At 74.2% G+C, this 24,585-nt stretch carries 28 protein-coding genes and 5 tRNA genes; 13 read left to right on the forward strand and 20 right to left on the reverse strand.

Annotated elements, in window-relative coordinates:
- Positions 1 to 168: 168 nt before the first annotated feature.
- The 3 genes from ACFYML_RS04985 to ACFYML_RS04995 all read left to right on the forward strand — a co-directional run bounded on the left by ACFYML_RS04985 (position 169) and on the right by ACFYML_RS04995 (position 2,048).
- Positions 169 to 984 (forward strand): rod shape-determining protein, encoded by an 816-nt coding sequence (locus tag ACFYML_RS04985; RefSeq protein WP_387419366.1) that lies wholly within the window; start codon positions 169 to 171, stop codon positions 982 to 984.
- A gap of 72 nt (positions 985 to 1,056) precedes the next feature.
- Positions 1,057 to 1,377, forward strand: a complete 321-nt coding sequence (locus tag ACFYML_RS04990; RefSeq protein ID WP_357435665.1) for a TraR/DksA family transcriptional regulator — start codon at positions 1,057 to 1,059, stop codon at positions 1,375 to 1,377.
- A 98-nt stretch (positions 1,378 to 1,475) separates the two neighbouring features.
- Complete coding sequence (locus tag ACFYML_RS04995) at positions 1,476 to 2,048, forward strand: hypothetical protein (protein ID WP_387419367.1); 573 nt, start codon at positions 1,476 to 1,478, stop codon at positions 2,046 to 2,048.
- A 50-nt stretch (positions 2,049 to 2,098) separates the two neighbouring features.
- On the opposite strand, the gene ACFYML_RS05000 is transcribed toward ACFYML_RS04995, so the two are convergent.
- A complete protein-coding gene (locus ACFYML_RS05000) occupies positions 2,099 to 2,518 on the reverse strand; it encodes an NUDIX domain-containing protein (RefSeq protein ID WP_387419368.1) in 420 nt (139 codons plus the stop codon).
- Positions 2,519 to 2,757: 239 nt separating this feature from the next.
- Between ACFYML_RS05000 and ACFYML_RS05005 the strand changes: the two genes are divergently transcribed.
- The 4 genes from ACFYML_RS05005 (at position 2,758) to ACFYML_RS05020 (ending at position 6,367) form a co-directional block, all read left to right on the forward strand.
- The gene (locus tag ACFYML_RS05005; protein WP_387419369.1) at positions 2,758 to 3,312 is read left to right on the forward strand and encodes a hypothetical protein; all 555 of its coding nucleotides are present in this window, start codon (positions 2,758 to 2,760) and stop codon (positions 3,310 to 3,312) included.
- Between the two features lie 92 nt (positions 3,313 to 3,404).
- Positions 3,405 to 4,085 (forward strand): response regulator, encoded by a 681-nt coding sequence (locus tag ACFYML_RS05010; RefSeq protein WP_387419370.1) that lies wholly within the window; start codon positions 3,405 to 3,407, stop codon positions 4,083 to 4,085.
- Positions 4,086 to 4,091: 6 nt separating this feature from the next.
- Positions 4,092 to 5,489: an ATP-binding protein gene (locus ACFYML_RS05015; protein ID WP_387419371.1), complete on the forward strand. Its 1,398-nt coding sequence runs from the start codon at positions 4,092 to 4,094 to the stop codon at positions 5,487 to 5,489.
- Complete coding sequence (locus ACFYML_RS05020; RefSeq protein WP_387419372.1) at positions 5,477 to 6,367, forward strand: Gmad2 immunoglobulin-like domain-containing protein; 891 nt, start codon at positions 5,477 to 5,479, stop codon at positions 6,365 to 6,367. The genes ACFYML_RS05015 and ACFYML_RS05020 overlap by 13 nt, the downstream gene beginning before the upstream one ends.
- Before the next feature lie 8 nt (positions 6,368 to 6,375).
- On the opposite strand, the gene ACFYML_RS05025 is transcribed toward ACFYML_RS05020, so the two are convergent.
- Positions 6,376 to 6,594: a hypothetical protein gene (locus ACFYML_RS05025; protein WP_387419373.1), complete on the reverse strand. Its 219-nt coding sequence runs from the start codon at positions 6,592 to 6,594 to the stop codon at positions 6,376 to 6,378.
- A 155-nt stretch (positions 6,595 to 6,749) separates the two neighbouring features.
- Here ACFYML_RS05025 and ACFYML_RS05030 point away from each other — a divergent pair, with 155 nt between their 5' ends.
- Positions 6,750 to 7,508 (forward strand): HipA family kinase, encoded by a 759-nt coding sequence (locus tag ACFYML_RS05030; RefSeq protein ID WP_387419374.1) that lies wholly within the window; start codon positions 6,750 to 6,752, stop codon positions 7,506 to 7,508.
- Entirely contained in the window at positions 7,505 to 7,873 is a 369-nt protein-coding gene (locus ACFYML_RS05035) for a DUF3037 domain-containing protein (protein ID WP_357435682.1), read from the forward strand. Before ACFYML_RS05030 ends, ACFYML_RS05035 begins: the two co-directional genes overlap by 4 nt.
- Before the next feature lie 72 nt (positions 7,874 to 7,945).
- Here the strand turns inward: ACFYML_RS05035 and ACFYML_RS05040 are convergent.
- The 8 genes from ACFYML_RS05040 to ACFYML_RS05075 all read right to left on the reverse strand — a co-directional run bounded on the left by ACFYML_RS05040 (position 7,946) and on the right by ACFYML_RS05075 (position 10,300).
- Positions 7,946 to 8,018: transfer RNA gene (locus tag ACFYML_RS05040), tRNA-Gln, on the reverse strand.
- A 24-nt stretch (positions 8,019 to 8,042) separates the two neighbouring features.
- Positions 8,043 to 8,115, reverse strand: a tRNA-Arg gene (locus ACFYML_RS05045).
- A 39-nt stretch (positions 8,116 to 8,154) separates the two neighbouring features.
- Positions 8,155 to 9,354 (reverse strand): RtcB family protein, encoded by a 1,200-nt coding sequence (locus tag ACFYML_RS05050; RefSeq protein ID WP_387419375.1) that lies wholly within the window; start codon positions 9,352 to 9,354, stop codon positions 8,155 to 8,157.
- Positions 9,355 to 9,381: 27 nt separating this feature from the next.
- Positions 9,382 to 9,455, reverse strand: a tRNA-Gly gene (locus ACFYML_RS05055).
- 27 nt (positions 9,456 to 9,482) lie between these two features.
- A tRNA-Glu gene (locus tag ACFYML_RS05060) sits at positions 9,483 to 9,555 on the reverse strand.
- A gap of 208 nt (positions 9,556 to 9,763) precedes the next feature.
- Positions 9,764 to 9,835, reverse strand: a tRNA-Trp gene (locus ACFYML_RS05065).
- A gap of 72 nt (positions 9,836 to 9,907) precedes the next feature.
- Complete coding sequence (locus ACFYML_RS05070) at positions 9,908 to 10,030, reverse strand: hypothetical protein (protein ID WP_387419376.1); 123 nt, start codon at positions 10,028 to 10,030, stop codon at positions 9,908 to 9,910.
- A gap of 108 nt (positions 10,031 to 10,138) precedes the next feature.
- Positions 10,139 to 10,300 carry a hypothetical protein gene (locus ACFYML_RS05075; protein ID WP_387419377.1) on the reverse strand — a complete coding sequence of 54 codons (162 nt, stop codon included), beginning with the start codon at positions 10,298 to 10,300 and terminating at the stop codon, positions 10,139 to 10,141.
- A gap of 160 nt (positions 10,301 to 10,460) precedes the next feature.
- Here ACFYML_RS05075 and ACFYML_RS05080 point away from each other — a divergent pair, with 160 nt between their 5' ends.
- Complete coding sequence (locus tag ACFYML_RS05080; protein ID WP_387419378.1) at positions 10,461 to 11,072, forward strand: DUF6058 family natural product biosynthesis protein; 612 nt, start codon at positions 10,461 to 10,463, stop codon at positions 11,070 to 11,072.
- A gap of 57 nt (positions 11,073 to 11,129) precedes the next feature.
- On the opposite strand, the gene ACFYML_RS05085 is transcribed toward ACFYML_RS05080, so the two are convergent.
- Positions 11,130 to 11,522, reverse strand: coding sequence for a hypothetical protein (locus tag ACFYML_RS05085; protein WP_387419379.1), 393 nt, complete (start codon positions 11,520 to 11,522; stop codon positions 11,130 to 11,132).
- Positions 11,523 to 11,781: 259 nt separating this feature from the next.
- Here ACFYML_RS05085 and ACFYML_RS05090 point away from each other — a divergent pair, with 259 nt between their 5' ends.
- On the forward strand, positions 11,782 to 12,567 hold the full coding sequence (locus tag ACFYML_RS05090) for an alpha/beta hydrolase (RefSeq protein WP_387419380.1): 786 nt from the start codon (positions 11,782 to 11,784) through the stop codon (positions 12,565 to 12,567).
- A gap of 47 nt (positions 12,568 to 12,614) precedes the next feature.
- Here ACFYML_RS05090 and ACFYML_RS05095 read toward each other — a convergent pair whose 3' ends face one another.
- A complete protein-coding gene (locus ACFYML_RS05095) occupies positions 12,615 to 13,121 on the reverse strand; it encodes a DinB family protein (protein ID WP_387419381.1) in 507 nt (168 codons plus the stop codon).
- A 103-nt stretch (positions 13,122 to 13,224) separates the two neighbouring features.
- Between ACFYML_RS05095 and ACFYML_RS05100 the strand changes: the two genes are divergently transcribed.
- Complete coding sequence (locus ACFYML_RS05100) at positions 13,225 to 14,262, forward strand: M36 family metallopeptidase (RefSeq protein WP_387419382.1); 1,038 nt, start codon at positions 13,225 to 13,227, stop codon at positions 14,260 to 14,262.
- A 37-nt stretch (positions 14,263 to 14,299) separates the two neighbouring features.
- Here ACFYML_RS05100 and ACFYML_RS05105 read toward each other — a convergent pair whose 3' ends face one another.
- From ACFYML_RS05105 to ACFYML_RS05130, 6 genes are all read right to left on the reverse strand, one after another.
- The gene (locus tag ACFYML_RS05105; RefSeq protein WP_387419383.1) at positions 14,300 to 15,136 is read right to left on the reverse strand and encodes a M15 family metallopeptidase; all 837 of its coding nucleotides are present in this window, start codon (positions 15,134 to 15,136) and stop codon (positions 14,300 to 14,302) included.
- 65 nt (positions 15,137 to 15,201) lie between these two features.
- A complete protein-coding gene (locus tag ACFYML_RS05110) occupies positions 15,202 to 15,924 on the reverse strand; it encodes a polysaccharide deacetylase family protein (RefSeq protein ID WP_387419384.1) in 723 nt (240 codons plus the stop codon).
- On the reverse strand, positions 15,921 to 16,784 hold the full coding sequence (locus ACFYML_RS05115) for a UDP-N-acetylglucosamine--LPS N-acetylglucosamine transferase (protein WP_387419385.1): 864 nt from the start codon (positions 16,782 to 16,784) through the stop codon (positions 15,921 to 15,923). The genes ACFYML_RS05110 and ACFYML_RS05115 overlap by 4 nt, the downstream gene beginning before the upstream one ends.
- Positions 16,785 to 16,794: 10 nt before the next feature.
- The gene (locus ACFYML_RS05120; RefSeq protein ID WP_387419386.1) at positions 16,795 to 18,555 is read right to left on the reverse strand and encodes a flippase-like domain-containing protein; all 1,761 of its coding nucleotides are present in this window, start codon (positions 18,553 to 18,555) and stop codon (positions 16,795 to 16,797) included.
- Between the two features lie 155 nt (positions 18,556 to 18,710).
- The gene (locus ACFYML_RS05125; protein ID WP_387419387.1) at positions 18,711 to 20,036 is read right to left on the reverse strand and encodes a D-alanyl-D-alanine carboxypeptidase family protein; all 1,326 of its coding nucleotides are present in this window, start codon (positions 20,034 to 20,036) and stop codon (positions 18,711 to 18,713) included.
- 172 nt (positions 20,037 to 20,208) lie between these two features.
- Complete coding sequence (locus tag ACFYML_RS05130; protein ID WP_387419388.1) at positions 20,209 to 20,931, reverse strand: MerR family transcriptional regulator; 723 nt, start codon at positions 20,929 to 20,931, stop codon at positions 20,209 to 20,211.
- Between the two features lie 176 nt (positions 20,932 to 21,107).
- Here ACFYML_RS05130 and ACFYML_RS05135 point away from each other — a divergent pair, with 176 nt between their 5' ends.
- Positions 21,108 to 23,381 (forward strand): ATP-binding cassette domain-containing protein, encoded by a 2,274-nt coding sequence (locus tag ACFYML_RS05135; RefSeq protein WP_387419389.1) that lies wholly within the window; start codon positions 21,108 to 21,110, stop codon positions 23,379 to 23,381.
- Positions 23,382 to 23,422: 41 nt separating this feature from the next.
- On the opposite strand, the gene ACFYML_RS05140 is transcribed toward ACFYML_RS05135, so the two are convergent.
- Both ACFYML_RS05140 and ACFYML_RS05145 read right to left on the reverse strand, forming a co-directional pair.
- Entirely contained in the window at positions 23,423 to 23,842 is a 420-nt protein-coding gene (locus tag ACFYML_RS05140; protein WP_387419390.1) for a protein-tyrosine phosphatase family protein, read from the reverse strand.
- A 124-nt stretch (positions 23,843 to 23,966) separates the two neighbouring features.
- Positions 23,967 to 24,554, reverse strand: coding sequence for a hypothetical protein (locus tag ACFYML_RS05145; protein WP_387419391.1), 588 nt, complete (start codon positions 24,552 to 24,554; stop codon positions 23,967 to 23,969).
- Positions 24,555 to 24,585 lie beyond the last annotated feature (31 nt).

The raw sequence follows: 24,585 nt of genomic DNA on the forward strand, positions 1-24,585 counted from the left end.
CCGATCCGCGCTCCGCCGACCGGGGGCGCTGGGGGTTCCGGACACGGTCAGCGGCTGATCGCCGCGACCCACCGCGACCGCTGAGGTCAGCCCCTTCCGTTGGCTTTCCCGCCGCTGCCCACGCCGGGCGGCGGCATCGTCACATCCACCGTTGAAAAAGAGGTCGGCATGCCTGTCGTCCAAGCCCCAACCGGTCGCCAGCCGGACACCGTTGGCACCGGGTCCGTGCTCAGCGGCATCGTCGGGCCCGCCACCGCCCGCCCCAGCCCCATCGCCGTCGACCTCGGCAGCGGGCAGCTGCGCATCCGGGTGGGCAGCCACGCGACGCTCACCACGCTGGTCGGCGACCGGCGGATCCGGCCGCTGGTGCGGCGGGGCCAGATCGTCGACGGTCCCGGCTGCGCCACCGCGCTGACCCAGCTGCTGCGACAGCACCACGTCACGGTGCCGGCCCGGCCGCTGATCGTCGCCTGCCGCCCCTTGCTCGCGACCGCCGCCGACCACGACACCACCCGGCGGGTCCTCGACGCGGTGTTCGCGCCCGCGCGGCTGCTGTTCATCGACACCGTGCGCGCGGCCGCCATCGGTGCCGGCGCCGGCGCCGGCGCACTACTCGTCGCCGACATCGGCGCCCAGCTCACCGAGGTCGCGGTCCTGCGGGACAGCCAGGTCGTCGCCGGCCGGCGGGTGAACCTCGGCACCGGCGACCTCGCCCACGGCACCACGGTCGGGATGCTCGCCGACACGCTCGCCCGCCTCGTGCGGGAGCTGACCCTGGGCGCGCAGGCCGTGCCGTCGGCCGCCACCGCGCTGTCCCGCGGGATGGTCATCGTCGGGGACGGCGCCACCCGGCCCAACCTGAGAGACCGCCTCGCCGGGCTGACCGGGATCCCGGTGCACCGCGCCGCGGGACCCCGCACGGCCGCGCTGACCGGCGCGAGCCTGGCCGCGGCGGCCGCGGCCCGCCATCCGGCCGCGGACTGAGCCTGGCCCGCCCACCCTCCCCAACCTCGCGCTGGTCCCAGGCCAGTGCGTCCAGTGAAAGGTACCGACGCCATGACCGACACGCTGAGCGACCGCGCGAAGTCTCTGCGCGACATTCTCGAGCGGCAGTTCGAGGAGCACACCGGTCAACTCACCGCGCTCACCGCACACGCTCGGGAGCCCAACCACGGTGGTTACGACCCCGACACCCTGCGCGGGCTCATGGACACCGCGCGTCAGGGCATCGCGGACACCGCGGCGGCGCTGAAGCGCATGGCGGAGGGCAGCTACGGCAGCTGCGAGAGCTGCGGCGGTGAGATTCCGGTCGCCCGGCTGGAGATCCTGCCGTGGGCCCGCCACTGCGTCCCCTGCCAGCAACGACAGCGGGTCTGAGCACCCTCCTCCACCGCGGGCGCCGTCGCCGGAGGGCGGCGCCCGCGGCACTACTCCAGGGGACCGCCGGACAACCCTGAGGGCTCTAACCTGGATCGATGAGACCTCGGGGGTGCTGGCCGGTCGTGACGCTGCTGACGGTGGCGCTGAGCGGGTGTGGGTGGGCGGACGTGACCGGCGGGGCCCGAGCGCCGGGCTGCACGGTCCCGAACGACGAGGACGAACTGCTCGACGCGTACGCGAACGACCCGGTCCTCGCCGTGCGGCCGGAGGGCGCCCAGAGCGGCGGCGACGTCGTCCGCAGCACAGGGTGCCGCCAGCTGAACAAGGAGGACGTGTCGAACACCTCGGTCACCCTGACCTGGCGGCCCGAGCGCGACTACGACGACGCGACGCTGCGCCGCACCTTCGACTCCGTGGCCAGCGGCGACGGATGGCGTCCCGTGGTGGACACCAACGTCCCGCCGGACGTGCCCGACGAGTCGACCCTCACCTATTGCCGAGAGGTCCGGGGTGTACCCAGCCGGCTGCTCATCCGGGCCCAGGCGGCACAGCGCATGGACGTCCGACCGAGCACCGCGGACCGGCCGGCATCCCCGCAGTGGTCCGTCGTCGCACCGGCTCTCATCTACCTCACCATCTACGCCGACCCGAGCTGCCCGAAGCCGTGATCAACGCGCGCAGTCAGCTGGGCCGGCGGCGATGGACGAGGCGTCCGGGATCAGGTCAGGGGGTCCGGCAGCAGCGCCAGGGTGGGCGCGAGCTGCGAGTGCAGCGGCGTGGGCAGCGCGTCGCGGGTGTACCAACCGAGCCGGTCGAACTTGTGCGGCTCGCCGATGGCGACCGTGGCCGGGTCCACCAGGACCGCGAACACCACCGCCACCCAGTGCGAGGGCGGGTCGTCGCGCAGCACGTTGCGCACCCCGAGCAGGGTGATCGCCAGCGGTGACGTGGCGTACTCCTCGCCGACCTCGCGGGTGACGGCCGCCTCGAACGTCTCACCGAACTCGAGCGCGCCGGCGCCGGTGTCCCAGGTGCCCGGCTCGTCGCGCGCACCGGCACCGCGCCGGGCGAGCAGCAGCCGGCCGGCGCGGTCGTGGCAGACGAAGACGCAGGACACCGATGGGGTACGCGCGGACATCAGCTCATTCTGCGCGACCGGTCTGCCCGGCCGGCCCGGCCCCGGCCAGTAACGCCTCGGCGGAGCTGGTCCGGGCGTAGCGCAGGAACCGCACGGGCCGCCCTGGTCCGGTGGCCGGCGCTGTTACCTGGCGGTTACGCCGCTGCGAAGCCAGCGTGGCACGGCGGGTCGACCGTCGAGCGCACGGGACCACCGGAGACGGTCCGGTGCTCGTCCCGTGCATCGACAGGAGGACAGCGATGAGACTCAGGAGCGCACTGGTGGCCCTGGTCGTCGTGCTCGGCGGGCTGGTCGCCGGCGTCGGCGGCGCCGGGGCGGCCACGCCGTACTGCGGCATCACCTGGGGCAGCACGGCCAAGGCGGGCGGCAAGCTGAGCACCGCCCCGCTGGCCGAGGTCCGCACCGGCCAGCACGGCTGCTGGGACCGGGTGGTCTTCGAGTTCGCCGGCCCGGCCGACGGCTGGTCCGTCGCGTACGGGGAGACCTACACCGAGGGGCAGGGGCTGGCGCTGTCCCCGTACACCGCGGGCGGCGCGCTGCTGCGGGTCTCGCTGCGGGCCCCGGCCTACGACGGGAACCGCGTGGCCACCGTGCCGTACCGCACCGGTGAGCACGTCGCGAACCCGCTCGGCTACCGAACCCTGCGGGACGTGGTCTTCGGCGGCAGCTTCGAGGGCTACACCACCTTCGCCGTGGGCGTCCGCGCCCGGCTGCCGTACCGGGTCGTCGTGCTCGACGGCCCCGGTACGCACAGCCGGATCGTCCTCGACGTGGCCCACCGGTGGCAGGCCTGAGCCCGCCGGCGGTGATGGGGGCCGACCGGGTCCCCATCACCGACCGTTGCGCCAGCACCCCGCAACGTCGCACCCGGCTACCCTCGGTGGCCATGGAGGGCCGCGTGCTGGTCGTCGAGGACGATGCCTCCATCCGGGAGGTCACCGCCCTCGGTCTGCGGCGGGCCGGATTCCGGGTGGAGACCGCAGCGGACGGACGGGCGGCCCTCGCCGCGTGGCGGGCCCGGCCGGCCGACCTGATCGTGCTCGACGTGATGCTCCCCGGCCTCGACGGCTTCGAGGTCTGCCGGGAGATCCGGCGGACCAGCCAGGTGCCGATCCTGATGCTCACCGCCCGCACCGACACCATCGACGTGGTCGTCGGGCTGGAATGCGGCGCCGACGACTACCTGCGCAAACCGTTCGACCTCCCGGAACTGGTCGCCCGGGTCCGCGCCGTGCTCCGCCGCACCGTCGCCCCGGTCACCGACACCACCGTGACCGCCGGGCCGCTGGAGATCGACCCAGCCCGGTTCGTGGCCCGCAAGGCCGGCCGTGAACTGCCCCTCACCGCGACCGAGTTCCGGCTGCTGCTGGAGCTGGCCCGCCGGCCCGGGCAGGTGTTCACCCGCGAACTGCTGCTCGACCGGGTGTGGGGGCACAGCTACCTCGGCGACTCCCGGCTCGTGGACGTGGCGGTGCAACGGCTGCGCGCCAAGGTGGAGGACGACCCCGGCGCCCCGACGCTGATCAGGACGGTCCGCGGCGCCGGCTACAAACTGTCGACGGGGTGACGGGCGATGACGGCGGGCAGGGTCACCCCCGGGCGCTTACGGCGCCGGCTCGTCATCGCGTTCGTGCTCGTCGCCGGGGTCTCCGCCGGCGCGCTCGCCGGCGGGTCGTACCTGATGCTGCGGCAGGCCCGGTTCGACGGCTCGCTGCAACGCGCCGCCGCCGACGCCCGCTACCAACTCGTCCTCGCCGCCCAGTTCCTGCCGCTGACCGACACCCGCCGGGCGGACCTGCTGGCCAGCTTCGAGCAGAACGGACGGCACGTGCTGCTGGTCGCCGGCGACACCCAGGCGTCGAACCCCCGGTACGCGCCGGCGCCCGGCCCGGCCCTGCGGGACGCGGTCGCCGCCGGGCAACTCGGCTTCCAACGCTCCCCCGGCAGCGCCCGGCCGCACCTGCTCGTGGTTGGCGGCCGGATCCCCGGCTCCACCGCCGAGCTGTACGTGGTGACCGTCGAGGACGACCTCGCCGACGGCCTCAACCAGCTCCGCACCGCGTTGGCGGTCGGCTGGATCGCGGTGGTGCTGCTCGCCGCCGCAGTCGGCAACACCCTCGCCCGGCGCACCCTGGAACCGGTGGGCCGGGCCAGCCGGGCCGCCCGCGCCGTGGCCGAAGGGCTGCTGGACACCCGGCTGCCGGTACGCGGCCGCGACGAGTTCTCCGCGTGGGCCGCGTCGTTCAACGAGATGGCCGAGGCCCTGGAGACGAAGATCGAGGCGCTGTCCCGGGCCCAGGCCCGGGAGCGGCGGTTCACCGCCGACGTGGCGCACGAACTGCGTACCCCGGTCACCGCCCTGGTGGCCGCGGCGTCGCTGCTCGCCGACCAGCTCGACGCGCTCCCCGCCGACGCCCGCCGCGCCGCCGAACTCCTCGTCACCGACGTGGTCCGGCTCCGCCGGCTCGTCGAGGAACTGATGGAGATCTCCCGCCTCGACGCCGGGCGGGAACCCGTGTCGATTCGGCCGGTGGACACCGTCGCGGTGCTCCGCGGGATCGTCGACGCGCGGGGCTGGACCGACCGGGTGACCGTCGCCGGGGAGGCACCCCCCACCGGCACCGACCCGCGTCGGCTGGAACGGGTGCTGGCCAACCTGGTGTCCAACGCGGTCGAGCACGGCGGCGGCGAGGTCCGGGCCGAGGTACGGCACACCGGCGAGACGGTCGTCGTCGAGGTCACCGACCAGGGCCCCGGCATCCCCGCCGAGCACCTGCCACACCTGTTCGACCGCTTCTACAAGGTCGACCCGGCCCGCACCGGACCCGGCAGCGGCCTCGGCCTGGCCATCGCCCAGGAGAACACCAGACTGCTCGGCGGACGGCTGACGGCACACAGCGAGATCGGCCGCGGCACCCGTTTCCGCCTCGAACTGCCCCTCACCGGAGGAGGTGAACCGTGCGACGCCTGATCGCCCCGCTCACCGCGCTGCTGCTGCTCACCGCCGGCTGCGCGCCCGCCCGCACCGGCACCCTCGGCCCGGCCCCCGCCGGCGCCTCCCGGACCGCCGGCGCCACGCCGACAGGCGCGGAACGCACACCCGCCACCGTCTCCCCCACGACCCGCCCGTCGACGCCCACGGCCACGACCCGCGTCGAGGAGCCGAGCCCGGACGGAATGGTCACCCTGCAGCTCTGGTTCACCCGAGGCGGCAAGCTCGTGCCGACCCGGCGTACGCTGCCCGCCACCCCGGCCACCTCCCGGTTGGCACTCACCGAACTGGCCGCCGGCCCGTCCCTCGCCGAGACGGCCACCGGCATGACCACCCTGGTCCCGGCCGGCACGCAGGTGAGCCGCATCGCCGGCGGGGTGGCCACGCTGGTGTCGCCGGCCGGCTTCGACGGCGACGACGCGGCGACCGTCCGGCTGCGCCGAGCCCAGGTGGTCTGGACGCTGACCCAGTTCCCCACCGTGCGCCGGGTGGCCTTCGCCGCGAACGACACCGCGCCGGCCGCCCGCGGCGACTTCGCCGACCTGCTGCCGCCGATCGTGGTGACCGGACCGGCGATCGGCGACCGGATCACCAGCCCGGTGACGGTGACCGGGACCGCCGACGTCTTCGAGGCGACGGTGAGCGTCCGGGTCCTGGACGCCGCCGGCCGGGAGGTGGGCACCGCGTTCACCACCGCGACGTGCGGTTCCGGCTGTCGGGGCGACTACCGGGTACGGGTCGGCTACCGTCTCGACCGCACCGGACCGGGCACCATCGAGGTGTACGAGGTGTCGGCCCGGGACGGTTCCCGGATCAACGTCGTGGCGGTTCCCGTCGTTCTGACCGCCGGCGGATAGAGCTCGCCCTACCCGGTGGTGGCCGAAGGTGTCTCGTAGACCCACGACTCGGCCGCGGCCTCCGGCGCCCGCTCCACTCGGCGATACTCGACGGTCTCCGTGGCTTCATGGGGTCCGTGCAGCTTGAGCTGGTACGTCGTCGGCGGATCATCCGCATCCGGCACGTCCCAGTCCACGCTCATCCCGTCGTACGGCCCGCCCCGCAGGCGCAGCTTCGCGATCGCCACGCTACTCACCGTAGCGAAGCCGACGGCCGGGCGGGCGCGTTAGCGGCCTGAGACCCAGGTCGTCGCCCACCTCCCGCGGACGGGCGATCACGCACGGTGGACCGCGCCGCGTCCCATCCGCCGAACGCCGAAGGCCGCGGCGTTAGGGTGGGCTCGTGCTCCGCCAGGTCACCGGAATCCGATACGTCACCCCGCTGCGCGAGGGCGGCTCGCTGCCCGGCGTGGTCGAAGCCGACGACCTCGGCACCTACGTGGCGAAGTTCCGCGGCGCGGGACAGGGCCCCAAGGCCCTCGTCGCCGAGGTGATCTGCGGGGAACTGGCCCGCCGGCTCGGGCTGGCGGTGCCCCGCCTGGTCGTGCTCGACATCGACCCGGTGATCGGCCGGGCCGAACCGGACGAGGAGGTGCAGGAACTGCTGCGCGGCAGCGGCGGCGCCAACCTGGGGATGGACTTCCTGCCCGGCGCGCTCGGCTACGACCCCATGGCGCACCCCGTCGACCCGGTCCTCGCCTCCCGGGTGCTCTGGTTGGACGCGTTCACCGAGAACGTCGACCGCAGCTGGCGCAACCCCAACCTGCTGATCTGGCACCGGCAGCTCTGGCTGATCGACCACGGCGCCTGCCTGTACTTCCACCACAACTGGCCGCGTGCCGAGGCGGCCGTGCACCGGCCGTACCGGGCCGACGACCACGTGCTCGCCCCGTACGCCACCCGGCTCGCCGAGGCGGACGCCGACCTGGTACCACGGGTCACCCCCGCACTGCTGGCCGAGGTGCTGGCCCTGGTCCCCGACGAATGGCTGACCGGCCCCGACTTCGACTCCGCCGACGCGGCCCGGGCCGCGTACGTCGACCACCTCACCCGGCGGGTCACGCGCACCGCCGACTGGCTGCCGCAGGAGAGCCTCGCATGAGGCAGCCCTTCGAGTACGCGGTGATCCGGCTGGTGCCCCGGATCGAGCGCGGCGAGCAGATCAACGTCGGGGTGATCCTCTACTGCCAGGCCCTCGACTTCCTCGGCGCGCGTACCCACCTGGACGCCGACCGGGCCCGGGCGCTCGCGCCCGACGTGGACCTGGCCGAGGTCGCGGCGGCGCTGGACTCGTGGGACCGGACCTGCGTGGGGGCAGGCCCGTCGGCGGGGATGCGGCACGGCGAGCGGTTCCGCTGGCTGGTCGCGCCGCGCAGCACGATGATCCAGGCCGGGCCGGTGCACACCGGCCTCACCGCCGACCCGGCGGCAGAGCTGGACCGGCTGCTGGAGACGCTGGTGCGCTGAGCGGGCGGCGGGACGATCAACTGCACAGTGGACGGCATATCGAGACCAAGGTGGGGCTCGAACCCAAATGCGCTGCGAGCGGAGGACTCGAACCTCCACCTTCCCTTCCAGAGAGGGATGTGCTGCCCACTTGCACCAGCTCGCATGGTGTCCGCCGAGCGGCGGCCCGTGCCCCGGCCAGGATTCGAACCTGGGTCCTCCGAATTCGTAGTTCGGCGCGCTCTCCGCTGCGCCACCGGGGCGGGTGACCGGCGCCCTCCCCCCGAGGGGCGCCGGTCTGGTCAACCCTTCACGCAGACCACCTGCTTGAGGTGTGCCACCACCTCGACCAGGTCCTCCTGCTGCGCCATCACCTGGGTGATGTCCTTGTACGCGCCGGGAATCTCGTCCACCACCCCGGCGTCCTTGCGGCACTCCACGCCGGCCGTCTGCGCCGCCAGGTCCGCGGTGCTGTAGGTCCGCTTCGCCTGGCCGCGCGACATCCGGCGCCCGGCGCCGTGCGACGCCGAGCAGTACGCGTCCAGGTTGCCCTTGCCACGCACGATGTACGAGCCGGTACCCATCGACCCCGGGATGATGCCGAGGTCGCCCTTGCCGGCCCGGATGGCGCCCTTGCGGGTCACCAGCACGTCCACCCCGTCGTACGTCTCCTCCGCCACGTAGTTGTGGTGACAGCTGGTCGGCTCGCCGAACGTCACGTGTGGAAACTCGTCGCGCACCACCCCGCAGAGCAGGGCGAGCATGACGGCCCGGTTGCGGCGCGCGTACTCCTGCGCCCACCAGAGGTCCCGCCGGTAGGCGTCCATCTCGGGGGTGCCGGCGAGGAACACCGCGAGGTCCCGGTCGGGCAGGTCGACGTTGTGCGACAGCCCGCGGGCCACCGCCATGTGCCGCTCGGCGAGTTCCTTGCCGATGTTGCGGGACCCGGAGTGCAGCATCAGCCAGACCTGACCGTCGTCGGGGCCGCTCTGCTCCAGGCAGACCTCGATGAAGTGGTTGCCGCCGCCGAGGGTGCCCAGCTGGCGCTGGGCCCGGGTCTCCAGCTGCGCCACCTTCCGGTCGAGGGTGCCGAAGCGCCGCCAGAAGTCGTCCCAGCCGCGCTGCTCCAGGCCGCGGACCCGGCGCGGGTCGACCGCGTCGTCCCGCATGGCGAAGCCGACCGGGATTGCCGCCTCGATCGCGGTACGCAGCGGGGCGAGGTCGTCGGGCAGGTCGGCCGCGGTGAGCGAGGTACGTACCGCCGACATGCCGCAGCCGATGTCGACGCCGACCGCCGCCGGCGAGACGGCCTGGCGCATCGCGATGACCGAGCCGACGGTGGCACCCTTGCCGAAGTGCACGTCCGGCATGACGGCGACCCCCTGTACCCAGGGCAGGGCGCCGATGTTGCGCAGCTGCTTGGCCGCCTGCGCCTCGATGCTGTAGGGGTCGGTCCAGACCCGGACCGGCGCCCGGGTGCCGGCCAGCGGGGTGTAACCCATCGTGTCTCCTTGGTCGAGGGATGTCCGAGCGGCTGGCCGGATTCGAACCGGCGATCTTCACCATGGCAAGGTGACGCGCTGCCTGACTGCGCTACAACCGCGAGGTGGTCCCGGAGGTGGGACCGGCGTAGGCCGTACGGGACTCGAACCCGTGACCTCCCGGGTGAGAACCGGGTGAGCTGCCAATTGCTCCAACGGCCCGTGCGGGACGGCGGGTTGCCGTCCGCGAAAGTCCGGGACCGCGGAATCGAACCGCGTGTCTCTCGCACCCAAGGCGAGCGGGTCAGCCAGCTCCCTCGTCCCGGAGGCCCGGCCGGCGTCGGGAGGGACGCCGGGCCGGGACAGTTGCCGTCCACTGTGGAGTTGAGAAGATGCAACGTCACCGGCCGGCGGCCGGGACGGGATGAAGCAGGGGCGACAGGATTCGAACCTGCAACCGTCGGGTTTGGAATCCGGTGCTCTTCCGTTGAGCTACGCCCCTTGGATCAGGGTGACGAAAAGCCGCCCGGTCCCTGGTCGCGGGGCGGGCGGCTGCGCGGGTGTCACGCTGGCGCTAGGCGCGCCACCACCCTGGTTGCCACCGCTGCCGTCGGCAGGGGCCCAGGCCGAGTTTCGGCAGCAGGGCACCGCCGCGCGGCGTGGGCCGCTCGGCCTGGGTGCGGTTCTGCTGCGACACGGTGTGCTCCCTGCGTGGTGGTACCGGTTGATGTTGCCCGCTCACGGTAGGCGGGCCGGCGGGCGGAACGCAATCAATATTCGTGCGTCAGGCGTCAGCCGGCACGGGTCATGCGCCCTTAAAACCGAGGGACAGGACCAGCGCCGAGGTCACCGCCAGCTCACGATCGAGGACCTCGTCCCGGGGAACGAACACCACGGCACGTCCCTCGCCGAGCACCACGTCCTCCTGGCACGCCCTGGTGGTGCCGTGAAAGACGTGGACCGTCACGGTATGGGGGAAGCCTTCCTCATATGGACGCGGACCACCATCGCGAGATCGTGCCATGCCGTTACCCGCAGCAGGACCCTCACCGAGCCACTACACGGTTCGGCGGGCACCGAAGGGTGCGGGCCCTAGCCTGACGCCGGGCAGGGAGAAAGGGGCCGGGATGGAGTTGCGGCGGCGGGTGGCGGAGCGGTTCCGCGAGGTCAACGGGGAGCACCCGATGACAGCCGCGGACGACGCGTACGTCAGCGGGCAGTTCGTGGTGCTCGGGGAGCTGTGCGCGGCGACCGGGCGGGACGCGGACGGCGTACGCCGGTTGATGCTGGACCGGCGGCTGCCGTTGCCGGGCTATCTGCGCTCGGACGGCGCGGAGATGGTGCCGGCCGATCTGTTCGCGCTGGCGGAGCGGGCGGGCGGCCCGGAGCTGCTGGCGGAGTGGTTCGTCGGGCACTGGGCCGACCCGGCGCAGGGCGCGGCCGAGTGGGATGCCTACCTGAGCGGGCGGTACGTGTGCCTGCGCTCGGTGACGCCGGGGAACATCCGGCGCAAGGATGAGCTGGTCGCGGCGATCGGGGCGGCGCCGGCCGGGCCGGACGCGGGGTCGGCGGGCTGGCTGGACCGGCTGCACGCGCTGGTCGACGAGCTGGACGCGCTGGAGCCGCAGTTCACCGGGTACGACCGGCTCCGGTTCGGCGGCCCGACCTCGCGGGACACCTACATCGACGCGGTGCGGTCCCGGTACCCGCGCCGGGGCACCGCTCCGCGCGGGCGGTGACCCGGCGGAGCCGAAGCCGCGAACGCCTAGAGAGCTGCCGCAGCCGGCGGCGGCGCACTAGCTGGCCTGGGCGACCGGGTGGCGCCTCATCTCCTCCATGAAGGGGAACCGCGCGGTGAGTTCGGCGAGCGTGGTCCCGGCCCGCCAGGCGTCGGCCACCTGCGCCACCTGGAGCAGGTCGGTGGCGTCGCCGCGGGCCTGGACGTCGCCGGACACCCGGAGGTCGATCATGAAGTAGCGGGCCTGGGAGCCGAGCCCGACGCAGACGACGCCGCGGTCGGAGGTCAGCTCGGCGCAGGTGAACCGGGCCCGCCCGTGGTCGGGGGCGCTCACCTGGCCGAGGTCGAGCTGGTGCCGGGCGGCCGTGTCGGCGAGCGCGGGGGCGAGTCCGCCCCGCTCGACCAGGTCCGGGTAGAGGCGCACACCCAGCGCCGTCGACACGTCGCTCATGAACTGACTCCCACTTCCTCGTGACAGAGACCAGCAGCACGCGGTTACGGGAATGTTTCCGGCGCGCCTTGGTCATCCTGTCCCCCCTGGAGGCCCCACGGCAATAGGAACGGTTGATTCGGCCCCTGTCCGGGTGACATCGCTGCACCGGCTCGAGCGCGCCGGCGTGGTGGCCAGCGCCCGGCGCGACGGGGCGGGCGCCGCCGCCGCTACGCGCGCACCGGCGGCCGGCCGGCGGCGCCGCGTACGATCCAGGCCCATGGCGCGGATCCGGTGTGACTTCTTCTCCGAGGCGCTCGGCATGGGCACGTCGATGACCGTGCTGCTGCCGGAACGGACCTCCGGACAGATCGGCCTGGCCGGCAGCGCCGCCGTCGGCGACCCGCCGGTGCTCTACCTGCTCCACGGCCTGAGCGACGACGACACCATCTGGACCCGGCGCACCTCGATCGAGCGGTACGTGGCCCCGCTCGGGCTGGCGGTGGTGATGCCGCAGGCCGGGCGGAGCTTCTACGCCGACGAGGCGCACGGCAACCGCTACTGGACCTTCCTCAGCGAGGAACTGCCCGAGATCTGCCACTCGTTCTTCCGCCTGTCCGACCGCCGGGCGGACACCTTCGTCGCCGGCCTGTCGATGGGCGGTTACGGGGCGGTGAAGTGGGCGCTGCGCGACCCGGGCCGGTTCGCGGCGGCGGCCAGCCTCTCCGGCGCGCTGGACGTCACCCGGCGGCGGGACCACCCGACCAGCCCGGTCAACCCGGCGGTGTGGCACACGGTGTGGGGCGGCCGGGAGGTGCCGGGCACCGACGACGACACGGTGGCGCTACTGGAGCGTGCGGGCTCCGACCTGCCCGCGCTCTACGTCGCCTGCGGCACCGAGGACTTCCTGTACGAGGACAACATCCGCTTCGTCGAGGCGGCCCGGCGCCGCGGGGTGCCGGTCACCGTGGAGTTCTCCCCCGGCGACCACGACTGGGCGTACTGGGACGCGAAGATCCAGGACGTGCTGGCCTGGCTGCCGCTGCGCCGCGAGGTCATCGGCTGAGCCGCAGCCACCGTCTCGGTCGGACCCGAGGCTCTGCAGACTGTGGCTCAGACGCCGACGGAGCCGTCGATGGCCTCGCGGAGGAAGTCCGCGTGCCCGTTGTGCCGGGCGTACTCGTGCATCATGTGCAGCATCACCAGGCGCAACGAGACCTCCTCTGCCCAGCGTGCGTTGTAGGCGGTGACGTCGAGGGACGCCGCCTCCCGCTCGATGCGGCGGGCGTGCTCGACCTCCCGCTGCCACGCCTCGAACGCTTCCGACCGGTCGGCGGCGCTCGCGTCGTACGCCTCCTGGAAGTCGCCGGTCTCCGACCAGACCAGCGGGATGTCCTCACCGTTGATCACCCGGCGGAACCAGGTGCGCTCCACCTCGGCCATGTGCCGGACCAGGCCGAGCAGCGACAGCGTCGACGGCGGCGAGGACCGCCGGCGCAACTCCTCGTCGGTGAGCCCCTCGCACTTCATGGCCAGGGTGGCCCGGTGGAAGTCGAGGAATGCGCGAAGCGTCTCCCGCTCGCCGGCCAGCAGCGGCGGGCCGATCCGTTCGGTCTCCACGAGGGTCCTTCCGCGCAGGCGGCGGGCCTGCTCGTCGAGGCTTGGCAGTGGTACCGGGCGAGCTTAGTCTCAGCGCATCCGTCCACCTCCGAAGGGATCATGGATGAACCCCCACCTCCGACGTTCCGCGCTGATCGCCTCGGCGGTCACCGCGGCGCTCGCCGCCGGCGGCACGACCGTCCAGGCGGCCGCCGATCCCTACGGCCACACCGCCACCGCGACGGTCTTCGCCCCGAACCCCGTGCAGCAACTCGGCGACCAGTCGCTGACCGACCAGAAGGACGCGGACTACCCAGCGCTGGCCGGGGCGTACCGGTCGGCGCTGCTGACCAACCTGGACGGTTCCGGCACGCTGACCGGGAAGTACGTCGTGGTCAAGAGCAGCACCGGCACGCCGGCCCGGGCGGTCGACGGCGCGTTCCCGGCGTGGCACCGCGACGTCGACCAGTTCGAGCAGGTCATGGGCTACCACTGGGTGAACACCGCCCAGGCGTACCTGCAGTCGCTGGGCTTCGGCAGCCCGCTACGCCCGGTCAACCAGCGGCAGATCGAGCTGCGCATCGGCCAGTACGGCGGCGACAACTCGTTCTTCCGCGAGGACAAGGCCAACATCACCCTGGGCAAGGGCGGGGTGGACGACGCCGAGGACGCCGAGGTGATCGTCCACGAGTACGGCCACTCGGTGCAGGACGGCCAGGTGCCCGGCTTCGGCACCACGCTCGAGTCCGGCGCGATCGGCGAGGCGTTCGGCGACTACCTGGCGGTCGCGGTGACCAGTTGGGCAACCGGGGCGCCGACCCGGACGCCGGAGGCCTGCGTGGCCGACTGGGACTCCGTCTCGTACACCCGGACCGCCCCGCACTGCCTGCGCCGCCTCGACGGCACCAAGGTCTACCCCGCCGACCTGCGGGGCGAGGTGCACGCCGACGGGGAGATCTGGTCGCGGGCGCTGTGGGACATCCGCACCGCCCTCGGCGACCGCACGGCGACCACGCTGATCGTGGACGCGCAGTTCGACTTCGCCAAGGACACCACCTTCCGGGACGCGGCGCTGGCGACCGTGGCCGCCGCGCAGCGGCTCTACGGCGCCCAGGCTGCGAACGCGACCCGCGCCGCGTTCGCCGCCCGCGGCATCCTGTGACCGCCGCGGTGGGCGCCGCCTCCCGCCGGGGCGGCGCTCACCGCAGCGACGACCGGGCCACCGGGAAGTCGAAGTACGTGTCCGGGTACGGCTCGTCGCGGTAGCGGTAGTGCCACCACTCCCGGGGATAGTTCTCGAAGCCCTGCGCGGTCATCAGCCGCTTGAGCAGCTGCCGCTCGGCCCGCGCCGGACCGGTGATCCGGGCGTCGGCGGTGTGGGCGCGCGGGTCGAAGCAGTCGAACCCGGTGCCCATGTCGACCGAGTTGTCCGGGAAGCGGCGCCCCGCGGGCGCGGTGCAGGGTTGCAGCGGCTGCCCCGGCACGTACGCCGGCTGGTCCGGGGTCGGCACCGGGACCAGGGTCAGGTCGAGGGTGCTGCCCCGGCTGTGCGCGGTCGGCGCACCGATGTAGCCGTCGGCGAAGAGCCTGGTCTTGGGCACGTCGGGATAGAACTCGGCCTTCATCTGCTGCTCCCCGGGGGTCCTCGCCCAGGCGACGAAGTCGTCCACCGCCCGCTGCGGGCGGTAGCAGTCGTACACCTTGAGGCTGCGGCCCTCGGCGAGGGCGGCGGCGTGGACCCGGTGCAGCGCCTCGGCGGCCGTCCGGGTGAGCAGGCACAGCGGTTCGGCATAGCCGGTGATCGGCCGGCCGACGAAGTTGTGCGCGGTGACGTACCGGATATCGGTGCGGATGCCCGGGTCCACGGCGGCGAGGTCGACGAAGTCGGCCGGCGCGCGTGGTCCGGCCGACGGGGTCGGCGACGGGGTGGGTGCCGGGGTGGGCTGCGGCGCGGGGCGCTGGCAGGCGGTGAGCGCGGCGACCAGCACCACCGCGATCGCCCCCACGCGAACGCCGCCGCTTCGTCTCTTCCCCACCTCGCCCTGTCTACCAGCGTCGCCGCCTGGAGCCGGGTGCGAAATCCTGGAAAGGGTGGCCAGGGTCACCGCGTCGCGTCCCGGTGTGCCCCCAGCGGCCCGACCGTCCAGCCCTGGCGGTGGCACTCCGTCAGTAACCGGGGCAGGGCGGCCAGCGCGGCCCGCCAGGCGCCCGGCGCGGCGGAGCACGAGGAGTCGTGCAGCAGGATCGTGCCTCCGCCGGAGAGTCCGGAGCGGACGGTGGCGTACACGGTGTCGCCGGTGGCCTTACGGGTCCAGTCCCGGCCCCAGCAGCTCCACAGCACCGGCTCCAGCCGCAGCCGGCGCGCCGCCAGCAGGGTCGCGCCGGTCAGCACGCCGTACGGCGGGCGCAGGAAGCGGGGCGTCCGGCCGGTCACGCCGGCGATCAGCGCCTGGGCGCGCGCCAGGTCGCGTACGGTCGCGGCGGGCCCGCGCAGCAGCAGGTTGTGGTGCGCCCACCCGTGCACCGCCACCTCGTGACCCGCGGCGACGATCTCCCGGCCGAGCTCGGGGGCCCGCTGGAGCATCACTCCGAGCAGGAAGAAGGTGGCCCGCACCCCGTGCGCGGCCAGCACCTCCAGGAACCGCGGGGTGGACTCCGGGTCGGGCCCGTCGTCGAAGGTCAGCGCCACCCGGTCCGGCGGACCCACCCCGTGCAGGCCGGGCAGGAACCGCCGCCGGACGGCCGGCAGCGCGGTCACGACCGGCGCCACCTGCACCGCCGGCAGCGCTGCCGCCGCGGCCCAGGCGACGGGTCGGGCGCTCACCGGAGACCGCCGGTGGACTGCAGCAGCGCGGCCACCACGGCGACCGCGTCGCCGACCGAGTCGACCAGCCGGTGGCTGCGGTCGTCCACTCCGGCGCTCCCGGCCCGGCTCGCCACCTCGGCGACCAGGCTCGCCGGATCGTCCCGCTCGGCCGCGGCGACCTCCGCCCTGCTGGTGCCCTCCACCTCCCCCGCTCCCCCGGCGTCCGCCACGGTCAGGGCCAGCCGGTCGTCCGGCGGCAGGCCGGAGCGTTGCCGGGCCGGCCGCTGGCCGACGGCGGTCGAGCTGGCGAAGGCCCGCGACACGAGCGGCTGGACCAGCGTGAGGTCGACGTCGTCCGCGGGCTGCAGCTCGGTGTGCCGTACCGCGCAGTAGACGTCCACGCCCTCGCACAGCCAGCTGGGATGGACGACGAAATCGGTCACATAGGTGAGGAGCGGGACGGCCAGCCGCCCGTGCCGGCGCAGCGGTCCGAGGAGTTGGTTGGCGAACGGGTAGGTCGTCACCACCACCCGGGTGTCCGGCGGGATCGACCGGCGCATCCGGCCCCGGAGCGGCCGGAGCAGCCCGCGGAGCACCGAAACGGACAGCCGGGACCGGCTGGTGAGGGCGAAGAGCGCGTCGTACCCCCACGGCAGCCAGCGCAGGATGCCCCGGTAGGCCTCCCGGACGACCCAGCGCGTCGGGCGGGGCAGCGCCTCCAGGAAGTTCAGCCGGTCCACCACGAAGCCCCGGCGGCGCAGCCGCCGCGTCAGCTCGGCGGCGGCCGTGTCGTGGCCCGCGCCGATGTCCGCGGAGACCACCACGATCCGTCCGGCGCTCTCCATGTCGCCGCGCATACCCAGGGCCACGACGTCCACGCGTCCGCCCTCAGATGGCCCGTCGCCGGACCAACAGGCGCAGGGCCACGTACCCGGGCAGCACCGGCAGCCAGAAGGTGGCCAGCCGGTAGATCAGCACCCCGGCGACCGCGGTGTGCACCGGCACCCCGTAGAGCAGCAGCCCGGAAACCAGGGCCGCCTCGGTGGCGCCCAGCCCGCTGGGCGTCGGCGCGACGGAGGCAACGCCCTCGCCGAGCGCGGAGACCAGCACCACGGGCGCGATCAGCGCCGGAGCGGAGGGCAGCCCGACGGCGAGCAACGCGAGCCAGAGCGCGGCCCCGTAGGCCAGGGTGAGCGCCGCGCCGACCGGCAGCAGCCGCAGCATCCGCCCGCTGCGGACGAGCAGGCGGAGGGCCTCGAGCGCCTGCCGCCGGGCCTGCCGCACGCGGGCCCGCCACCGGCGTACGCCGAACGCCACCACGGCCAGCGCGAGCAGCGCGAGCACCACGAGCAGGAGGATCCGGCCCCGACCGACGGCCGCACTGCCCAGGTGCTGCGCGGAACCCGGAACGAACGGCACCAGGACGGGCAGCATCAGCGCGAAGGCGACCGCGCCCGCGGCCCGGTCCACGGCGATCGCGGTGGCCGCGACCGGCAGCGGCAGGCGCTGCCGCCGCAGGTAGCGGAGGCTGAGCGCGACCCCGCCGACGGCGCCCGGCGCGAGCCGGTTGACGAACGCCGACGCCACCTGCACCGCCACGGTGGCACCGAAGGGAATCCGGCCGGGCGCGGCGAGGCGCAGCGCCAGGGCGCTGATCGGGTAGGTCGCGGCGGCGGCGAGCAGCGAGCTGGCCACCGCCCACGGGATCGCGTGCCGCAGCGCCCCCAGCGCCATGGCCACCTGGGCGGACTGGGCGAACACGAGGTAGCCCAGGACGGCGAGCATGACGACCAGGAGCAGGCCCCGGCCGGTGAACCGGACCACCCGGGCCGGCCGGGCGGAGCGCCCCGGACAGCGGTGGACGATCTCGTCGCGGAGTTCGTCGAGCAGGCCGGGCTGCGCGCCCAGCGCGTGCCGCCCGGCCCGGGACAGCAGCACGGGTTGCAGCCAGGGCAGGCAGTCGGCCACCGCGGCTTCATCCAGGTGGGCGGTCGCGGCCGCGACGGTGGGGCGTACGCCGGCCAGGGCGGCGAGCATGACCAGCGGCTCGACCAGATCCCGGGCGCGCTGGTCGGGGCGGGCCCGGTCGGTGGCGGCGGCCAGCCCGACCAGCCGGGCCGCGGAGTCGGTCACCAGCACGCAGCCCCCGCGCAGGTCCTGGTGGGCCAGCCCGGCGCGGTGCAGCAGCGCCACCTGGCGCCAGACGTCGGCGAGCGCGTCCGCGCCCAACTCGCCGGGGCGGAGCGTGTCCAGCGGCCGCCCGGGCGCGAACTCCTCGACCAGCAGGCTCTCCCCGGCCGGGTCGGTGGTCACGTCCACCGGGCGCGGCACCCGCACCCCGGCGCGCAGGGCCCGGCGGAGCAGCTCCGCCTCGTGCTCGGCCTTCTGCGCCGCAGTGCTGTACGGCGGGCCGTCGGGGAGCTGGCGGTACCGCAGCCGCCGGTACCAGCGGCGCAGGCGGCCCGCGTCCCGCTGCCGGCCGGCGGTCAGCTTCACGAAGAGGCAGCGCCCGTCGTCGGTGGTGACCCGCCAGGGGCGGGAGCCCCGGCGGTCGCCGGGCAGTGGCTCGAGGGCCCGCACCGCGACACCCCGGTCGGCGAGGAGTTGGCGGACCCGCACGGCGGAGCCGGCCCCGCCGCTGTCCCGCATGCTCCGACCATAAGGGCCCGGCGACGTACGTCGGGCGACAAAGCCGCCGATCCGTCCGGCGGCTGCCAGCGCCTCGGCTCGCCCGGGCGAGCCTTGTGCAGCAGGTCGTCGGGCTCGCTCTCGGCCTGCTCGCCGGCCGTCCCGAAGCCCGAGTCCTAGGCGCGGCGGCGGCCGACCCGGCGGGAGCGGCCCCGACGGGCGACCAGCGCGGCCACAAGACCGCCGATCGTCAGCGCGAGGATGCCGGCGACCGGCACGATGACCCGCCAGTCACCGTCGGCCATCCGCGCCAGCGCGGTCCCGGCCGGCCCCCGCCAGGGCGCCGGCGTGACCGTGGTCGACGGGGCCGGGGAGCCGCTCGGGGCCGCCTCCGCCGCGTCCAGCTCGCCGGGTTCGACCAGCCGGCCGACCGAGGCGTCCCGGGGCAGGGCGAATCCCCAGTCGAGCAGCTGGGCCCCCTGCTGCCAGCCGCGTACCGGGCGGGCCTCGGCGCCGAGCAGGGTGACCACCAGCCGCCGGCCGTCGCGCTCGGCGGCGCCCACGTAGCTGTGCCGGGCCAGCTGGGTGAAGCCGGTCTTACCGCCGAGGGCGCCCCGGTAGCGGTAGATGAGCTGGTTCTCGTTCTGGATCTGGAAGCCGCCCTTCTTCAGGGCCGGCTGAGCCGGGATCTTGGTGCGCTCGGTGAGCGCGTACCGGCGGAACAGCGGGTTGGCGAAGCAGGCCCGCGCGATGAGCGCCAGGTCGTACGCGCTGGTGAACTGTCCCTTGCCGTCGAGCCCGGACGGGGTGACGGCATGGGTCTGCCGGGCGCCGAGGCGGTGGGCCTCCTCGTTCATCGCCCGCACCCCGCCGGGTACGCCGTCGTCGCCACCGCCGAGCCGGGCGAGCACATTGGCGGCCTCGTTGCCGGAGTTGAGCAGCAGTCCGAGCCACACCGTCTCGACAAGGTACTTTCCGCCGACGAGCAGGCCGACGGCGGAGCTGCCCGGTTCGATCTTCAGGTCGTCACGCGTCACGGTGACCACCTGCTTCGGGTCGAGCTTCGGCAGCATGGTGGCCGCGAGCAGCAGCTTCTGGGTGCTGGCCGGGGTGGCGTACTCGTGCGGCCCGCAGGCGCCGAGCACGGCGCCGCTGTCCAGGTCGGCGACCAGCCAGGAGGTGGCGGTGACCGCCGGCGGCGCGGCCGCCCCGTCCGGCACGACCAGCCCGGGCGTGTCCAACCGCTCGCCACCCACCACCCGGTCCGCCGGCACCTTCGGCGGCGGCACCGGTCGGGGCGGGCGGGACGCCTTCGGCGCCGGCGCCTTCGGGCACGGCACGGGCGCCCGGGCGGCCGCCGCGGCGGGAGCGAGCTGCGCGGCCGCTCCGGCCGGCGCGACCTGCCCGCCGGGTCTCGACGGCGCGGCGTGCGCGGCGGGCACGGCCGTCCCGGTGCCCAGGAGGACGGCGGCGGTGAGGGCGGCCAGGACCCGAGCTCTCATGACCAGGGAGACTAACCGCAAGATCGCTTCGCGGTGACACCCGTCGGGGTCCGCCACGCCATGTCCTGCCACCGTCGCGTCGGGTCACCGGCGCATGTGCCCCACCGGACCGTCCGCCGACGGCGTGGCGGCGGCCGGCCGACCCCGCGTCGGGCCGGATCCAGCCGGCCGGTCAGCGGGGCGCCAGGCCCAGGTCCGCCAGGTAGCCGTGGAGCGCGGCGGAGGAGCGCAGCCGGCGCAGGCTGCGCCGGTGCAGGTCCTGCTCACGCCGGGCCAGCTCGGCGCGGACCCGCTGCGGGCTGCCCGTGGAACGCAGCTCGCCGAGGACCGCCTCGACGATCTCGTAGGGGTAGCCGCCGCGGCGCAGCAACGCCACGACCTGTGCGGCGCGTACCTCGGCGGCGTCGTACACCCGGTAGCCGGTGCCCCGCTGCCGCGCCGGGCGCAGCAGGCCGCGCTCCTCCCACAGCCGCAGGCGGGAGGTGCGGACGCCGGCCAGTTCGGCGACCGCGCCGATGCGCAACGGGCGCCGGGGCGCCGGGCCGGCGCTGCCGGCCACCGTGTCGAAGGCGGCGACCACGCGGCCGATCTCGGCCCGCTCCCGCTCCAGCTCGGCGTGCCCGGCGTCCACCGCCGCCAACGCCGCCGACACGTCGCCGCGGTGGACGGCGGCCATCGCCTGGCGGGTACGGGCCCAGCCGTGCCCATCGGCCAGCCGGCGGGCCACCGCCAGCGCCCGCGCGTGTGCCTCAGTGAAGATCCGGTAGCCGCTCTCGGTACGCGAGACCGGCGGCAGCACTCCGAGGTCGACGTAGTTGCGGACCTGCTGCACGGAGATGCCGGCCCCGGCCGCGAGGTCGACCGCGCGCAGTCTCCGCTCCGGGTGGGTCGCCACGGCCGGCAGCCTATCGCTTCCACCCCGGTTGAGACTTTTGGGAGGAAGCCGGGCGCAGGTCGCGCTCAATGTACGGCCGAACTCTCCACGGGTACGTTAATGGGAGAATTGAGACGGCCAGGCCGCCCAGGAACCGGGCAGGGCTCCGCCCTGCCCCCGAGCGCTGAAGGGTCCCCATGCCACCGTCCGCACCGTCCGCCGCCGACAGTCACGACATGATCGAGGTACGCGGCGCCCGGGAGAACAACCTTGCCGACGTCTCGGTCGACATCCCCAAGCGACGCCTCACCGTCTTCACCGGGGTCTCCGGCTCCGGCAAGTCCTCCCTGGTGTTCGGCACCATCGCCGCCGAGTCCCGCCGCCTGATCAACGAGACCTACAGCGCCTTCCTCCAGTCGTTCATGCCCAGCTTGTCCCGGCCGGACGTCGACTCGCTGCGCAACCTCACCCCCGCCATCGCGGTGGACCAGGAGCGGATGGGGGCGAACTCCCGCTCCACCGTGGGCACCGCGACGGACGCGTACGCGATGCTGCGGATCGTGTTCAGCCGGCTCGGCACGCCGCACATCGGCGGTGCGGGGGCGTTCAGCTTCAACCTGGCCGAGGGCATGTGCCCCACCTGCGAGGGCCTGGGCCGGGTCTCCGACCTGGACGTGTCCGCCATGGTCGACGTGGAGCGCTCGCTCAACGACGGGGCGATCCTGGTGCCCAACTTCGCCGTCGACTCCTGGTACTGGCAGACCATCGTGGGCTCCGGCCTGTTCGACCCGGATGTCAAGCTCCAGGACTACACGCCGGAGCAGTGGCAGGACTTCCTGCACAAGCCGGCCACGAAGATCAAGATGGGCAGCAACAACTGGACGTACGAGGGCCTCGCGGTCAAGGTGCGCCGGCTCTACCTCAGCAAGGACCGGGAGTCGATGCAGCCGCACATCCGGGCCTTCGTCGACCGGGCGGTCACCTTCACCACCTGCGGCGACTGCGCCGGCAGCCGGCTCAACGCCGCGGCCCGCTCGGTGCGGGTCGCCGGCCGGACCATCGTCGAGTGCGCGGCGATGCAGATCAGTGACCTGGCCGAGTTCCTCCACGGGCTGGACGATCCGGCGGTGGCACCGCTGGTCGGCAACCTACGCGAGACGGTGGACTCGCTGGTCGAGATCGGGCTCGGCTACCTAAGCCTGGACCGGGAGTCCGGCACGCTCTCCGGCGGCGAGGCGCAACGGGTGAAGATGGTGCGCCATCTCGGCTCCAGCCTCTCCGACGTCACGTACGTCTTCGACGAGCCCACCGTCGGCCTGCACCCGCACGACATCGCCCGGATGAACGACCTGCTGCTGCGGCTGCGCGAGAAGGGCAACACGGTCCTGGTGGTCGAGCACAAGCCGGAGACCATCGCCATCGCGGACCACGTGGTCGATCTCGGCCCGGGCGCCGGGACGGCCGGCGGGCGGATCTGCTACGCGGGTGACGTCGCCGGGCTGCGCCGGGCCGACACCCGCACCGGCCGGCACCTGGACCACCGGGTCGCCCTGCGCGAGCGGGTCCGCCGGCCCACCGGCCACCTGCCCATCCGCGGTGCCGACCTGCACAACCTGCGCAACGTCGACGTGGACCTCCCGCTGGGCGTGCTGACCGTGGTGACCGGCGTGGCCGGCTCCGGCAAGAGTTCGCTGATCCACGGCTCGCTGTCCGGGCGGGCCGGGGTGATCGTGGTGGACCAGTCCGCTATCCGGGGCTCGCGGCGCAGCAACCCCGCCACCTGGACCGGGCTGCTCGACCCGATCCGCACCGCCTTCGCCAAGGCCAACGGGGTGAAGGCGGCGCTGTTCAGCGCGAACTCCGAGGGCGCCTGCCCCACCTGCAAGGGGATCGGGCTGGTCTACACGGATCTGGCGATGATGGCCGGGGTCGCCTCGGTCTGCGAGGACTGCGAGGGCCGCCGCTACACCGCCGAGGTGCTGACCTACCGGCTGCGCGGCAGGAACATCAGCGAGGTGCTGGCCATGTCGGTCACCGAGGCCCGCGAGTTCTTTCCCACCGGCACCGCCCGGGCGGTGCTCGACCGGCTCACGGACGTCGGCCTGGGCTACCTGGGTCTCGGCCAACCGCTGACCACCCTGTCCGGGGGCGAGCGGCAGCGGCTGAAGCTGGCCACCCACCTGGCCGGTGACGCCGCCACGTACGTGCTGGACGAGCCGACCACCGGGCTGCACCTGGCCGACGTGGACCAGTTGCTGGCCCTGCTGGACCGGCTGGTCGACGCCGGCAACACGGTCATCGTCATCGAGCACCACCAGGCCGTGATGGCGCACGCCGACTGGATCGTGGACCTGGGGCCGGGTGCCGGCCACGACGGCGGGCGGGTGGTGTTCACCGGCATCCCCGCCGACCTCGTCGCGCACGGTGACACCCTCACCGCCCGCCACCTGCGCGGCTACGTGAACCGCTGACCGGGGCGGTGGATCGGCTGGACCGGCTCGGGACCGGCGGCTCAGGGCAGCCGGTGCAGCCACCACCGCTGCCACGGGGTCTCCACGGCGCGCGGGTGGTGGTGGGCGCGGACCCAGGCCACCGCCCGCGCGGGGGCGAGCCCGTCGAGGACGGCGAGCGCGGCGAGGGCGGTGCCGGTCCGCCCGACGCCGCCCCGGCAGGCGACCTCCACCCGCTCCCCCGCGTACGCCCGGCGCCACGCCTCCCGCAGCGCGTCCCGCGCGTCGGCGGAGTCGAGCGGCACCCAGAAGTCGGGCCAGCGGACCCGGCGGTACGGCCAGGCCGGTGTCGGACCGTCGGCCAGCAGCAGGGCGAAGTCGGCCGGCGCGGCGGGCGCGCCGATCCGACGGCCGCGTACGGAGGCGCCGCCGGGCAGCACGACCAGCCCGGCGCGGTCGGTCCAGCGCTCGCCCGTGTTCATCGGGCCATTGTGCCGGCTGCCGCCCGGCCCGTGCCGGCCCGTTGGCCCCGCACGCCTGGGTGCCCGCCGGACGTGGTCCGGCGGGCACCCAGTCGAGGTCCGGGCTCTGCCCGGTGCGCCTCGGTCAGCGCGAGCCCATCCCGAGGCGGCCGCGACGACGCCAGGCCAGGGAGAGCAGCAGCAGGACGACACCCGCACCGGCCATGCCACCGCCGAGCTTCATCGGTGTGCTGAGGCTGGAACCGGTCACCGGGAGGTTCTCATCCTTGTGCGGCGGTCGATGCGGCTTCGGCGGGAGGACCGTACCCGTTGCGGTGGCAACCCGGTCGGAGGTCTCACCCGTGGCGGTGAAGGTGTACCGCCCCGGCCGGTTCGGCCGGTAGGTGACAGTGAAGTTGCCAGCGCCGTCGGCGGTCACCGTGAACTCCAGCGGTGCCGGCTGCGGCTGCGCCTGCGCGTAGGACACGTTCGCCAGCGCCACGGTGGTGCCGTCGCTGCGCCGCGCCGTTCCGTGGGCGGGCGCGGCCTGCGGCAACGCCGAGATGGCGACACGATGGTCCACTCTCTCGTTGGGCGCGAAGCCAGTGCCTTTGAGCGTGAAGGTTTCGCCGAGCCTGATGGTGGGCGGGTTGACCGTCAGCTTGGTGACGGGCGGCGGATAGACCGGTGGCTGCGGCTGCGCCGCCCCGGCCGCGGTCGGCGCGGCCGCCACGGTCAGGCCGACCGTGAGCGCCATGATGATG

This window comes from Micromonospora sp. NPDC007230 (assembly GCF_042869115.1).
GTDB lineage: Bacteria > Actinomycetota > Actinomycetes > Mycobacteriales > Micromonosporaceae > Micromonospora.